Raw genomic sequence first — 12,592 nt, 5'->3', positions numbered from 1 at the left:
CTTATTTCAGGACGGGACATATAGCACAAATAAAAAAGCACCTCTATTAAGGTGCTTTTTTGGTAGATATCTCTTATTTCGCAGCAGCTTTAGGCTGTGGAACTGATGCTTCAGTGGTGATATTCACAGTAATTTTATCACCCACGTTAGGCACATATGCGCCTACACCAAAAGCAGAACGGTCAAATGAAGTGGTTGCGTTGAAACCAATTGACTGTACCTTGGTCATTGGGTGCTCACCTTGTTTATTCAACACTGCATCTAAAACGACAGGTTTTGTCACATTTTTAATGGTTAAATCACCTGTGATTTTGTATTTATTCGCGCCTACAGCTTGTACTTTTGTACTTTTAAAAGTGATGGTTGGGTATTTTGCTGCATCAAAGAAATCAGCCGCTTGTAAGTGTTCATCTAAAGCTTTTACGTTGGTGTTTAAGCTAGATAAAGGAATCGTTACATTCACCGATGAGTTTGCAGGTTTTGCATTATCGACATTAATCACACCCTGAATGTCGCTGAAGTTTGCAGATGGCGTTGAAAAACCAAAATGGCTCCATGTGAAAACTGTTGCTGTATGTGTAGGGTCAATTTGATATGCCACAGGTTTTGCCATAGCAAATGTAGTCGCAGTTGCAACAGCCAAACCGATTGTTAAAGCTTTAAAGTTCATGTTTTTATCTCACATTGGAATACTGCTTAGTCTATAGAGTTCTACAACGAATACATCTATAAAGATAAAACGATATGTTGCAACTTTAGAACGATATAATTGTTTTTAAATGTAGCGACTTAGCTACGCCCGATATTGAATGAAACTAGTCTTCTTCGCGACTTTATTATAGAGTTGCTGTGAGACTAAATTATCCTGATGAGTGAGCCAATAGACCCGATCACATGCTCGCTTTTCAGTATGCATTTTGACGTGTTCGATTAAAGCTGTTGCAACCCCTAGCCCACGATAGTCCTCATGCGTAAATAGATCTTGTAAATAAGCATAAGGCTTTAACGTCCAACAGCTATCATGTTCTACCACATGCACAATGCCAACAACCCGACCGGCCATAAGTGCAGCAAAACCATACATATGCTCACGCTTAGAATCAGTCAGTTTATGCCACGTATTTTCAGATATCTACTCCAATAAATCAGCCTGATAAAATGTCTGATAAGCTTGCCATAATGCAGCCCAGATCGACTGATCGATTTCTGTCAGTGGCACAATGTGAATATTTGGTACTTCCATTTTGCTCTCAAAGTACTATTTATTTTTGTACGGCTTATATTTAAATTGAAACACTACAAAGAAAAAGCCTTATTGAATCGCTTCAATAAGGCTTCTTTTAGACGTGACAACCATCATAGTTTTTCAATCAGAATCCGATCAATCAACTTCATACCTGTCTGCTTTTCATGGTTTTTACGGCGGATCTTAATTTGCTTATCTTCTGCTAAATCTTGCAATAACAGCTCAACAGCAACCATCGCCTCCAAAGGTAGATCCGGTCCAATCCACTTCTGTTCGCCCGCATCCATCAATACAACTTCATCATGAATTTGATCGTACAAGCTCATATCATCACCTAAAATTTATGCAGCTACTTCAGCAGCAGCTTGCATATTATATACGCCATTCAAAATAAAAGACGCCCCTAAACTGGAGCGTCCTTCAAACAGTCAATTTTTAAAAATTAAGCTGTCAATTCTTTTACCGCAGCAACAACTGCTTCAGTGGTAATACCGAAGTATTGGTATAAGTCTTTCGCAGGTGCAGATTCACCATAAGTCGTCATACCAATTACACGACCGTCTAAACCTACAAACTTCCACCAGTAGTCTACATGTGCTGCTTCAACTGCAACACGTGCACGAATGTTTGATGGAAGAACCGCTTCACGGTACGCTGCATCTTGCTTCACAAATTCTTCAGCACATGGCATAGACACGACACGCACACCTTCAAGTTGTGCATGTGCTTCCATTGCTAAAGATACTTCAGAACCCGTCGCAATAATAATCGCTTTTAATTCGCCTTTTTCTTCAGCCAATACATAACCACCTTTCGCTACATTTGCAATTTGTGCATCTGTACGTGTTTGGAATGGTAGGTTTTGACGAGAGAAGATCAACGCAGTTGGGCCTTCTGAGCGTACAAGTGCAGACTTCCAAGACACAGCTGCTTCAACCGTGTCACATGGACGCCAAGTATTTAAGTTTGGTGTACCACGTAAAGACGCAATTTGCTCTACAGGTTGGTGCGTTGGACCATCTTCACCCAAACCAATTGAGTCATGTGTATATACATGGATTACACGTTGTTTCATCAACGCAGACATACGTACTGCATTACGCGCATATTCCATAAACATAAGGAATGTTGCAACGTAAGGAATGAAACCACCGTGAAGCGCAACACCGTTTGCAATGGCAGTCATACCAAACTCACGTACGCCATAGTGTACGTAGTTACCTGCTGGATTGTCTTGAACACCTTGGCAACCTTTCCAAAGTGTTAAGTTAGAGCCAGCTAAGTCCGCAGAACCACCTAATAATTCAGGCAATAATGGACCGAAAGCTTGCAATGTGTTTTGGCTTGCCTTACGTGTAGCAATGGTTTCAGCTTTTGCATTAGTGTCAGCAATAAACGCATCTGCTTGAGCAAGGAATTCAGCTGGCAATTCACCTGAAAGGCGACGTTTCAATTCAGCTGCTTCAGTTGGATATTTTGCTGCATATTGAGCAAATAATTCATTCCAAGCTGCTTCAGAAGCCGTCCCTTTTGCTTTTGCATCCCATGCTGCATAAACGTCAGCAGGAATTTCAAATGGACCTTCAGTCCAGCCCAATGCTTCACGTGTTAATGCGATTTCGTCATTACCTAACGGCGCACCGTGACAGTCTTCTTTACCTTGCTTATTTGGCGAACCTAGACCAATAATCGTTTTACAGATGATGATCGTTGGTTTTTTCGTTTCAGCTTTTGCTTGCAAAGTTGCAGCACGTAATGCATCTGCATCATGACCATCAGCTTTAAGTACTTGCCAACCATAAGCCAAGAAGCGTTGCTCTGTATCGTCAGAGAACCAACCTTCTACTTCACCATCGATCGAAATACCGTTGTCGTCATAGTAAGCAATCAGTTTACCTAGACCTAAAGTACCTGCAAGTGAACATGCTTCGTGAGAAACACCTTCCATTAAACAGCCATCACCTAAGAAACAGTAAGTGAAATGGTCAACAACGCTCATCTCATCTTTGTTGAACTGCGCTGCTAAAGTTTTTTCAGCTAGAGCAAAACCAACTGCGTTTGCAATCCCCTGACCAAGTGGGCCAGTCGTAGTTTCAATACCTGGTGCATAACCTAATTCTGGGTGACCCGGCGTTTTAGAGTGCAGTTGACGGAATGCTTTTAAATCTTCAATTGATAAATCATAGCCCGTAAGGTGCAATAACGCATATTGCAGCATAGAGCCATGACCATTTGATAGTACAAAACGGTCACGGTTCGCCCATTGAGGGTTAGTCGGGTTATGGTTGAAAAACTCACGCCATACCACATCAGCGATATCAGCCATCCCCATTGGCGCACCTGGATGTCCAGAGTTTGCTTTTTGCACAGCATCCATTGCCAATACACGAATTGCGTTTGCAATACGACGTTCGTTAAGCGGGGTTGTCATAGGTCAGAGTCCAAACAAATGATTTAAAGAGTAAGATGAATAGAATTCAAAGATAGGTGTATTGTCTTAAAAAAAGAGGAATGGGTAAAGCCTAATGGACAATATTTCGCTATTTATTCATCATCAATGTCTAATAAATGCGGGCATTGCCTAAAATCACAACAATTTCACTCAGAAATGCCTCTCTAGCTTTTCTCCGGTTCAAATTCTACACGATAGAATCATCAATTTTTAAAAACAAAGCTCAGCCATTCTATTCACTAATCAGAACAAACCATTATCCTTGAGTATCAAACACATCACAGGATACATTTGTATTTTTTACATACAATTAAACATTCATAGTGAAATTTATTCATTTTTTTAGATTTTTCATGAATTAGTACAAATTATAGATTCTTTTATGATGCATATTTTGAGCATTTTTTCTTTACCAACTTAACACCCAAGCCAACAAAAACTCAAACAAGCTATTGTTTTACAATTAGATATAACCAAAAAACAAAATCTCATGATACGCACCCATAAACTTTGAACCAAAAGCCTTTACTTTGTCATTTCGAACTAAAAATAAACGCTATATCAATTTTTTAGATGCTTATATCAGATAAAAAGTCGTTGAATTGAAATAAATTCAGTCATTTTGGTCGTGTAGAACTGGCTCAAACGGCTAAGTCGATGTACCATATTGCGTCTTTTAAATTAACTGTGATAGGACTTATGCGCGAGTACGCTGTATTTACCTCGGAATCTGTAAGCGAAGGCCATCCAGATAAAATGGCTGACCAAATCAGTGATGCTATCTTGGATGCGATCTTAAAAGAAGACCCATATGCGCGGGTTGCTTGTGAAACGCTTGTAAAAACGGGTGCGGTAGTACTTGCAGGTGAAATCACAACAACTGCAAATGTTGACTTCGAAGCGATTGTTCGTCAAACCGTAAATGGCATTGGTTACCACCATTCTGACCTTGGTTTTGATGGTTCAACATGTGCTGTGATCAACATGATTGGTAAACAGTCACCAGAGATTGCTCAAGGTGTTGACCGTCAAAAGCCTGAAGATCAAGGTGCAGGTGACCAAGGTTTAATGTTTGGTTATGCAAGCCGTGAAACTGACGTGCTTATGCCTGCTCCAATTTCATATGCACACCGTTTAATGGAAAAGCAAGCTGAACTACGTCGTAGTGGCGCTTTACCATGGTTACGCCCAGATGCAAAAAGCCAAGTGACTTTTGCTTATGAAAATGGCATGCCTGTTCGTTTAGACGCCGTCGTATTATCTACCCAGCACGATCCTGAAATTTCTCAAAGCAACTTAAAAGAAGCTGTGATTGAAGAAATCGTGAAAAAAGTGATCCCTGCTGAAATGTTCCATGCAGACACCAAATTCCACATCAACCCAACAGGGATGTTTGTGATTGGTGGCCCAGTGGGTGACTGTGGTTTAACAGGTCGTAAAATCATCGTAGACACTTACGGTGGCATGGCGCGTCACGGTGGTGGTGCTTTCTCTGGTAAAGATCCATCTAAGGTTGACCGTTCTGCTGCTTACGCAGGTCGTTATGTTGCGAAAAATATCGTAGCTGCGGGCCTTGCAGACAAATGTGAAATTCAAGTGTCTTATGCCATTGGGGTGGCTGAGCCAACGTCTATTTCGATTAATACCTTCAATACAGCCAAAGTATCTGAAGAGTTGATCATTGCGTTAGTCCGTGAACACTTCGACTTACGTCCATACGGTATCACTCGTATGCTTGACCTCATTCAACCGATGTATAAGCAAACTGCTGCTTATGGTCACTTCGGTCGTGAAGGTTCAGATACTGCATTTACTTGGGAAAAAACAGATAAAGTGGAAGCGCTTAAAGCTTCAGCTGGTCTATAAGTTTGATCCAAAAAGAAACCCGCTTAATGCGGGTTTTTTTATTTTAACTAATGGAAAATAGTCCATCAGTTCAGTCGTGAAGTCATTGAACCTCACTACTTAGGTTTGTTGTCATGATTGAGCACATCAAAGAGCGAAGTCACGGCAGCGGGTTCGCTGTTGCGGTCGGCCAAATAGACTTGTACAGATTTAACGATAATCGCTGCTGCAAGACATGCAACAATACAGAAAATCCAAAATCCAAAAGGACTTCGAATATTATGTGATCCACAGTTTGGACAGTCTTTATCTGTTGATGCGACAACTGTTTCACAACATGCGCAGTGGTATTGATAGAGCATGGCTTTACCCCCTTGTTTTTGTCCTTTCTTGTTTTTATTGTCCATCACCCTGCCTCACAGAATGTTAGATTCATTTATCTTATGTGAGTATTTGTTGAGACTCAAGCGTAATTCACCTGAAGTGATGTCAGCAACGGCTTACACTGAAAGATTAATCAATTGATTTAACGCATATTCCTGTTTATAACACCAAATCATGACAATTTCATTTTGTAACATAATAGTTTTTGACGTATTCCGTCATATTTGCTTAAAACCCTTTAGTTTTCTCGCGATTGTTTATTAAAATAAGATGCAACGATGAGGAAGAAAGAATGGTTCAGTTGATTAAAAAAGGCGGTTTACGCGAACGTGCCAACCGCAGCCGTAGCTATAAAGGTTCAGAAAATACCGAAGCGACATTACAGCCTAACCGCTATGCGCAAAGTAAAAAAGATGAGGCGTCCACCTTGGAACAGGCTCCATCATCTAAAGAGCTTAAAAATGACTTAGATGTAGATTGCGAGAGCATCGTACCAAAGCCATAAAGCAAAAATCAGGAACAGCCCGCCAGAAAAAATGTCGATATAACTTCCTGAACGCTGATATGCCGCCTTAATTTTGGGTAATGACAAAAGCAGCATTAGCAGTGCAAAAGTCATAAAAGTTTGAATGGGAATAATGACCGCAAGTTGCATTTTTAAATAGGGACTTGCGTTAGAACTCAGTGCCAATGAAAACACACTACTGAAATAAATCAGCGTTTTCGGGTTAGACAAGTTCGTCAGTAAACCTGACATGAAATAATGGTTGGCCTTGGGTGTAGGTAGTTTTTGACCATCATCTAGCAAGGCTTCTTGCTGCATTGTATTGAGGCCAGCTTTCAACATCAGCCACCCCATACGTGCAAGGAACACCCCACCAATCACCATCAATACCTGTTGAATCCATGGCATTTTGTCGATGAGTACGGTAAAACCTAATAAGGTTAAAACCACCCAAACTACGATGCCAACGGAAATACCTAAGATAGTTTTTAAAGTATTTTTTTGTGTAGTCGAAGCTGAACTTTTGGCAATCAGCAAAACATCAGGACCAGGACTTAGCTGCGCAACAAAATGCAAAGCGCAAATCGTAAAAAGCAATGACATAAAAAAGCGGCATAAATTTTAAAAAATAATTATATCGTTTGTTATATTTATTTTAAATCATAAGCACTTAAAACATTTTCATAAAGATAAAAAAAGCCGAGTTAGAACTCGGCTTTAAAATTAGGTATGAAATTATTTATTCACATCTTTCATTTCAATTTTTTTCGCATCTGGCGTGACTTCTCGTGCTTCGCCATCAATAATACTAGAGTCACGATAAGCTGAACCGCCCTGCTGTTGCTGCATTTCTTGCATCTGACGCATGATATCTGCAAATGGGTTTTGACCTTGAGCACCACCGCCCATGCCATTCATATCCCCCATCATGCCACCCATCATTTTTTCCATCATCGCTTGCTGACGTTTCATCATCACGTTCATCAGCGCGCCCGTCATGGCTTTTTGTACTGCTGGAATAAGCAATAACACGGCAACCACGTCTGTCACCAAGCCAGGAATCAATAAAAGAAAACCCGCAATGATTTTTGGCAGATTGTTTGTTAATGCAGGATCTGCACCCATCTGGCCCGCTTGCATTTGCTGCATTTGTGGCATTAAACCTGCTGAATACTTACGAATCAGGCTCATACCAATAAAGAAAGCGGCAATAAACCAGAAGAACACGTACCACATGCTACCAACGAGGTCACCCACGCCAATCCATACGAAGACTTCGAGAATGACACCAGCTAATATAAAAAGAAATAATTTCATGAAAATTAATCTAATCTCAACAAAATGAATAAGGTGCAAGAATCAAGTGCTCAATCTACATCAAGCTTTTTTGATACGCTTATGTAACAATATGGGCATATTATTTTTTTTAAAGGGCAAGCATGTCATTAATTATTGGTATTGACCCCGGTTCTCGCCTTACAGGCTACGGTATTATTCAAAAAGAAGGTCAAAAACTAATTTTTGTCGATGCTGGCACCATTCGTACCGAAGCTGCTGATATGCCTGAACGGCTAAAACGTATTTTTGCAGGGATTGATCGTATTGTAAAATTTCATAGCCCAACCGAAGCCGCAGTTGAGCAAGTATTTATGGCACAAAACCCTGACTCCGCACTGAAGCTGGGGCAAGCACGTGGTGCTGCTATTGCTGCATTGGTCAACCTTGACCTACAAGTTGCAGAATATACCGCACGCCAGATTAAACAGTCGGTGGTCGGTTATGGCGCTGCGGACAAAGAACAAGTACAAATGATGGTGATGAGACTCCTAAACCTGAGCATCAAACCACAGCAAGATGCCGCCGATGCTCTCGCTGCTGCCATCTGTCATGCGCATGCTTCAGGCAGTATGACCAAGCTTGCTGTACTCAATGCTCTTGGCGGTATGGCGCGCGGACGCAGCCGTAGTAGCTCTCGTCGACGCTAAGTGTTAAGTGACATAGTCTTTAAAGTCTTTACGCATTTCACGTACCGATGGTGCTTTGGGATAAGTTGCTATCAGCATTCTTCCTGAAATGCGTAAATTTTTCTTTTGAGCAGGATCGATACGAATAAAGACCAACTCTTCTGGCTCATTGCGGTGGTTGATCTCACAAATCATAATGGTGTAGTTTTTTTCGATCACTTTATAACGACTAAATGCCTGCTGTACGATTTGCTTAAAATTTTTCTGTCCACCTGATGGTGCAAGTTGGGTGTAAATCACCAACAGTATGCATGCACCAACCACCGAGGCCACCAGTAAGTATTTATCCATTCTTCCGCCCCTCTTTTACCATTATTCGAAGTCTTTAAATTTTAGGCTTGATTGCGTTATATCGCGTTTTCTTACTACATAATAGTTCTTATGCTACTTCAATATTCTTACTTGGAAGCATTTACTTTATTTTCTTCCATCTGAAAAGAATTAAATAATTTTAAAGAATCACGCTGAATTTTTTCCCAATGTGGAAGTAATTCAGCATGAAAATAAACATTTAAATAACTTGTATTAAAGCCATAATCTTCTACATGACTACTTAACTTACAATCAGTTCCACCAGTCTTAAAATAAAGACATTTAATTACTAAACTGACTCCTGTCCCCTTTTTCTCTTGCCAAAAAACCTTTTTTGTAACATTTCCTACTCTGTCAAAACTTATTTCATAAAGACCTAGATCTGGATTAAATACTTTATTTTTGATATCTTATATATGTAATGGCAAAGCCCTCATATAAAATGAGGGCTTTGCTTCGAATAAACCACGTAAAACTACTTACGCTTCTTCAGTTTTTTCTCTAAGGCTTTCAGCTTAGACTGATGCTTAGAGATCTTTTTTAAACGTGCTTTGATCTTCTGTTTTAATGTTTTCACAACATTATTCGACATAGGGTCCTCCTTTGGTTCAACTCCCTTTGATCGATTCTTCCTTGAAATGCCTTTAACATTCGTTCATGAAATAGCAATACGCCTAGCGTTGTTGCTGATCTGGGTTCGGTTGGTTTTGATTCGGCTGTTTTTGCTGGCCTTGATTTGGTTTGGGTTGTTGTTGCTGTTGTTGGTCTGGTTGTTCTTGCGGTTGATTTGGTTGTTGTTGACGTTGCTGCTGATTATTTTGTTGTTGATTAGCCATGAGACTACTCCTTTTTCATCATTTGCCGTAGTTGACAAGTCCCACCTTACAGTAATAGAGGGAAAACCCAAGCCATAAGCTGTATCAAGGTGATTCAATGTAATTACATATATAAATTATGGTTAAGAATCAACTCCCACTTATTCTTCAGCCTTACCTATACTCACTCAAAACACTGATCCCTTAACCTAGTCTTACATTGCAATCATATTTCCACAGCTATTTTCAAGCCAACAAAAGAAAACCCGCAGCATGTGCGGGTTTCTACCAATTCAGCTTAAAGCTTATTCCATATTCGCAATAATAGCCTCACCAAACTCTGAACAACGCAATAAGGTTGCATTCGGCATTAATCGCTCAAAATCATAAGTGACTGTTTTCGCCTCAATTGCCCCTGAAATGCCTTTAATAATCAAATCTGCCGCCTCTACCCAGCCCATATCTCGTAGCATCATTTCAGCAGAAAGAATAATGGAGCCTGGGTTGACTTTATCTTGACCGGCATATTTTGGCGCTGTTCCGTGCGTGGCTTCATAAACAGAAATCGATCCGCCAATATTCGCACCCGGCGCAATACCAATCCCTCCAACTTCTGCAGCCAGTGCATCAGAAATATAGTCACCATTCAGGTTTAAAGTCGCAATCACTGAATAGTCCGCAGGACGCATTAAAATCTGCTGCAAGAATGCATCGGCAATCACATCTTTAATGATGATGTCTTTACCATTTTTTGGATTTTTAATTTTTACCCATGGCCCGCCATCAATGAGCTCACCACCGAAACGGTCCATCGCAAGTTCATAACCCCACTCTTTAAATGCCCCTTCGGTATATTTCATGATATTGCCTTTGTGAACCAAGGTCACACTCGGCTTATCATTATCAATCGCAAATTGAATGGCTTTACGCACAAGGCGCTGCGTTCCCTCTTTCGATACAGGCTTAATCCCAATACCACAGTTATCTTCAAATCGGATTTTAGTCACGCCCATTTCTTCTTTGAGAAACTTAATCACTTTCTTCGCTTCAGGAGAGTCGGCTTTCCACTCGATTCCTGCATAAATATCTTCTGAGTTTTCACGGAAAATAACCATATCGGTCAGTTCAGGATGCTGAACAGGTGATGGTACCCCTTCAAACCAACGTACAGGGCGTACACAGACGTACAAATCTAATTCTTGGCGTAGCGCCACGTTCAAAGAACGAATGCCCCCGCCGACGGGTGTGGTTAAGGGGCCTTTAATTGAAACCACAAACTCGCGTAGCGCATCAAAAGTTTCTTCTGGCATATAAGAGCCATAAATTTTATTGGCTTTTTCACCGCAGTAAACTTCCATCCACTCAATCGAGCGTTTACCACCATATGCTTTTTGCACTGCAGCATCTACTACAGTTTTCATGGCTGGTGTAATGTCGACACCAATACCATCGCCTTCAATAAAAGGAATAATCGGTTGATTTGGAACATTTAATGATAAATCTGCGTTTACAGTAATTTTACTACCATCCGCAGGAACGATGATCTTCTGATAACCCATTTTGCAGGCGCTCCCTTTTATTATAATTGGCAAATTTAAAAAATAATTGCCGATAGACAATACTTTCCACTCTTCTTATCGCATAATAGCTTAATCGAATTCCGCTGTTTTTGAGATTTATACGAGAAATAACTACATTTCTCTATTAAATAAATCTTGATATTTCTTATTTTATGTAATTACAGAAGTTATTGACTATGAAAATCGTCATCCTGAATAAGCCCTATGACGTCCTCTCCCAGTTCCGTAAAGATGAAGCACATATGACGATGTCTGACTTTGTCAGCGACTCTACTTTGCGCTTGGCTGGTCGTTTGGATATGGACTCTGAGGGCTTGGTATTTTTAACCGACCATGGTGGTTTAAACCAATACATCACCAACCCTGCCAATAAAAAATTTAAAACGTATTTGGTTCAGGTCGATGGTGATGTAACTGAAGAAGCGCTGGAGCAGTTGCGTAAAGGCGTGGAACTGAAAGATGGTATAACTTTACCTGCTGAAGCATCTAAAGTTGAACAACCTGAGTGGTTATGGGAGCGTGATCCCCCTGTACGTTTCCGTGCATCTGTACCGACTTCTTGGGTCGAAATTTCAATTTGTGAAGGCCGTAACCGTCAAGTACGTCGTATGACTGCTGCTGTAGGTTTTCCTACTTTACGTTTAATCCGTACTAAAATTGGTGCAATTGATTTGGTTCAAATGGGTTTACAACCAGGTGAATCCAAAGAAATCGAACCACTTTTATACCCTGACTTTCAAAACATTCCTGCGGAAGAACCTTACCGTTCGCGCTCTTATGTGAAAAAACCGGGTGGTACAGGCGGTAAGCCTATGGTTCGTAAGAACAAAGATGGCTCTGTGAAAAAGTCAGGTACAAAGCGTATTTGGCAAATGGATGATAGTGAGAAACCAAAGCGTAAAACCAATGGTACTACTCGTCCAAATACAAAAGCGCCACGCGGTCGCGGACGTAATGGTCGTTAAAATTTGATTGATTTAGAGCCCACGAAAGTGGGCTTTATTTTTCCAGAAAAAATTCTGCACCAAACTGTAATTCATTACGTTTATAAATTAACAATTTAAGTTCTTTACATAAAACCTTTCCATTCTTACAAGTAAAAGTTATATCAAACTCAACGAATAATTCCTGTTCACGATTTAATACATCAATCTGTAAATCCGTTAAGTCAAATTCTAAACTTTGCTTTTTTCCTATTGCTACATGCTCAACTTTTAATATTATATATTTCTTGCCATTTTCTTTTATTTTCAAATCAAAAACTTCTTCACCAAAATTTATTAAATTTAAAATAACCTTAACAAATATATTTTCATTAAAATTTAATAAATGATTATTTTCAAAGTTTTTTTCAACTTCTCTGCCTAATACATTAAATACCTCAGCATCAGAAATAATAAAGCGTGGTTCTAGTAAGTTCTGTTGCTCA

Annotated in this window: 14 protein-coding genes and 1 pseudogene; 4 read left to right on the top strand and 11 right to left on the bottom strand. The window is 40.1% G+C overall.

The features are described from left to right. Positions 1–73 precede the first annotated feature (73 nt). The 4 genes and pseudogenes from ACY3FQ_RS07115 to tkt form a co-directional block, all read right to left on the bottom strand. Complete coding sequence (locus ACY3FQ_RS07115; RefSeq protein WP_279741775.1) at positions 74–670, bottom strand: YceI family protein; 597 nt, start codon at positions 668–670, stop codon at positions 74–76. 123 nt (positions 671–793) lie between these two features. Further along, positions 794–1,243 (bottom strand): annotated as a pseudogene (locus ACY3FQ_RS07110) (GNAT family N-acetyltransferase). Positions 1,244–1,356: 113 nt separating this feature from the next. Then, positions 1,357–1,572 (bottom strand): hypothetical protein, encoded by a 216-nt coding sequence (locus ACY3FQ_RS07105; protein ID WP_004696769.1) that lies wholly within the window; start codon positions 1,570–1,572, stop codon positions 1,357–1,359. Between the two features lie 116 nt (positions 1,573–1,688). After that, positions 1,689–3,677, bottom strand: coding sequence for a transketolase (gene tkt, locus ACY3FQ_RS07100; protein WP_279045414.1), 1,989 nt, complete (start codon positions 3,675–3,677; stop codon positions 1,689–1,691). A gap of 720 nt (positions 3,678–4,397) precedes the next feature. Between tkt and metK the strand changes: the two genes are divergently transcribed. Further along, positions 4,398–5,564: a methionine adenosyltransferase gene (gene metK / locus ACY3FQ_RS07095; RefSeq protein ID WP_004984924.1), complete on the top strand. Its 1,167-nt coding sequence runs from the start codon at positions 4,398–4,400 to the stop codon at positions 5,562–5,564. 95 nt (positions 5,565–5,659) lie between these two features. Here metK and ACY3FQ_RS07090 read toward each other — a convergent pair whose 3' ends face one another. Then, a complete protein-coding gene (locus tag ACY3FQ_RS07090) occupies positions 5,660–5,905 on the bottom strand; it encodes a hypothetical protein (protein ID WP_005401120.1) in 246 nt (81 codons plus the stop codon). Positions 5,906–6,219: 314 nt separating this feature from the next. Here ACY3FQ_RS07090 and ACY3FQ_RS07085 point away from each other — a divergent pair, with 314 nt between their 5' ends. Beyond that, positions 6,220–6,432 (top strand): hypothetical protein, encoded by a 213-nt coding sequence (locus ACY3FQ_RS07085; protein ID WP_259233813.1) that lies wholly within the window; start codon positions 6,220–6,222, stop codon positions 6,430–6,432. Here ACY3FQ_RS07085 and ACY3FQ_RS07080 read toward each other — a convergent pair. Together ACY3FQ_RS07080 and ACY3FQ_RS07075 are read right to left on the bottom strand one after the other, a co-directional pair. Then, complete coding sequence (locus ACY3FQ_RS07080) at positions 6,394–7,035, bottom strand: LysE family transporter (protein ID WP_348960567.1); 642 nt, start codon at positions 7,033–7,035, stop codon at positions 6,394–6,396. The genes ACY3FQ_RS07085 and ACY3FQ_RS07080 overlap by 39 nt on opposite strands. A 132-nt stretch (positions 7,036–7,167) precedes the next feature. Continuing rightward, positions 7,168–7,749, bottom strand: a complete 582-nt coding sequence (locus ACY3FQ_RS07075; RefSeq protein ID WP_035327338.1) for an FxsA family protein — start codon at positions 7,747–7,749, stop codon at positions 7,168–7,170. A 122-nt stretch (positions 7,750–7,871) separates the two neighbouring features. Between ACY3FQ_RS07075 and ruvC the strand changes: the two genes are divergently transcribed. Further along, entirely contained in the window at positions 7,872–8,417 is a 546-nt protein-coding gene (gene ruvC / locus ACY3FQ_RS07070) for a crossover junction endodeoxyribonuclease RuvC (protein WP_279741768.1), read from the top strand. A gap of 3 nt (positions 8,418–8,420) precedes the next feature. On the opposite strand, the gene ACY3FQ_RS07065 is transcribed toward ruvC, so the two are convergent. From ACY3FQ_RS07065 to icd, 3 genes are all read right to left on the bottom strand, one after another. Further along, positions 8,421–8,747, bottom strand: a complete 327-nt coding sequence (locus tag ACY3FQ_RS07065; RefSeq protein ID WP_279741766.1) for a hypothetical protein — start codon at positions 8,745–8,747, stop codon at positions 8,421–8,423. A gap of 695 nt (positions 8,748–9,442) precedes the next feature. Then, on the bottom strand, positions 9,443–9,604 hold the full coding sequence (locus tag ACY3FQ_RS07060) for a hypothetical protein (RefSeq protein WP_489773760.1): 162 nt from the start codon (positions 9,602–9,604) through the stop codon (positions 9,443–9,445). 284 nt (positions 9,605–9,888) lie between these two features. After that, positions 9,889–11,142: an NADP-dependent isocitrate dehydrogenase gene (icd, locus tag ACY3FQ_RS07055; protein ID WP_279739402.1), complete on the bottom strand. Its 1,254-nt coding sequence runs from the start codon at positions 11,140–11,142 to the stop codon at positions 9,889–9,891. 197 nt (positions 11,143–11,339) lie between these two features. Between icd and ACY3FQ_RS07050 the strand changes: the two genes are divergently transcribed. Beyond that, complete coding sequence (locus ACY3FQ_RS07050; RefSeq protein ID WP_333640116.1) at positions 11,340–12,128, top strand: pseudouridine synthase; 789 nt, start codon at positions 11,340–11,342, stop codon at positions 12,126–12,128. A 34-nt stretch (positions 12,129–12,162) separates the two neighbouring features. On the opposite strand, the gene ACY3FQ_RS07045 is transcribed toward ACY3FQ_RS07050, so the two are convergent. Beyond that, a partial coding sequence (locus tag ACY3FQ_RS07045) for a hypothetical protein (RefSeq protein ID WP_489773759.1) occupies positions 12,163–12,592 on the bottom strand: 430 nt, incomplete at its 5' end.

The sequence above is a fragment of the Acinetobacter sp. AB03 genome (genome assembly GCF_058107045.1).
This window is presented reverse-complemented; position numbering and strand designations above follow the sequence as displayed.

Bases quoted from the DNA above. Each gene is read 5' to 3' on its own strand.
- metK (WP_004984924.1), top strand. From the start codon at position 4,398: ATGCGCGAGTACGCTGTATTTACCTCGGAATCTGTAAGCGAAGGCCAT.
- ACY3FQ_RS07090 (WP_005401120.1), bottom strand. From the start codon at position 5,905: ATGCTCTATCAATACCACTGCGCATGTTGTGAAACAGTTGTCGCATCA.
- ACY3FQ_RS07060 (WP_489773760.1), bottom strand. From the start codon at position 9,604: ATGGCTAATCAACAACAAAATAATCAGCAGCAACGTCAACAACAACCA.
- ACY3FQ_RS07105 (WP_004696769.1), bottom strand. From the start codon at position 1,572: ATGAGCTTGTACGATCAAATTCATGATGAAGTTGTATTGATGGATGCG.
- ACY3FQ_RS07115 (WP_279741775.1), bottom strand. From the start codon at position 670: ATGAACTTTAAAGCTTTAACAATCGGTTTGGCTGTTGCAACTGCGACT.
- ACY3FQ_RS07075 (WP_035327338.1), bottom strand. From the start codon at position 7,749: ATGAAATTATTTCTTTTTATATTAGCTGGTGTCATTCTCGAAGTCTTC.
- icd (WP_279739402.1), bottom strand. From the start codon at position 11,142: ATGGGTTATCAGAAGATCATCGTTCCTGCGGATGGTAGTAAAATTACT.
- ACY3FQ_RS07085 (WP_259233813.1), top strand. From the start codon at position 6,220: ATGGTTCAGTTGATTAAAAAAGGCGGTTTACGCGAACGTGCCAACCGC.
- ACY3FQ_RS07050 (WP_333640116.1), top strand. From the start codon at position 11,340: ATGAAAATCGTCATCCTGAATAAGCCCTATGACGTCCTCTCCCAGTTC.
- ACY3FQ_RS07065 (WP_279741766.1), bottom strand. From the start codon at position 8,747: ATGGATAAATACTTACTGGTGGCCTCGGTGGTTGGTGCATGCATACTG.
- tkt (WP_279045414.1), bottom strand. From the start codon at position 3,677: ATGACAACCCCGCTTAACGAACGTCGTATTGCAAACGCAATTCGTGTA.
- ACY3FQ_RS07080 (WP_348960567.1), bottom strand. From the start codon at position 7,035: ATGTCATTGCTTTTTACGATTTGCGCTTTGCATTTTGTTGCGCAGCTA.
- ruvC (WP_279741768.1), top strand. From the start codon at position 7,872: ATGTCATTAATTATTGGTATTGACCCCGGTTCTCGCCTTACAGGCTAC.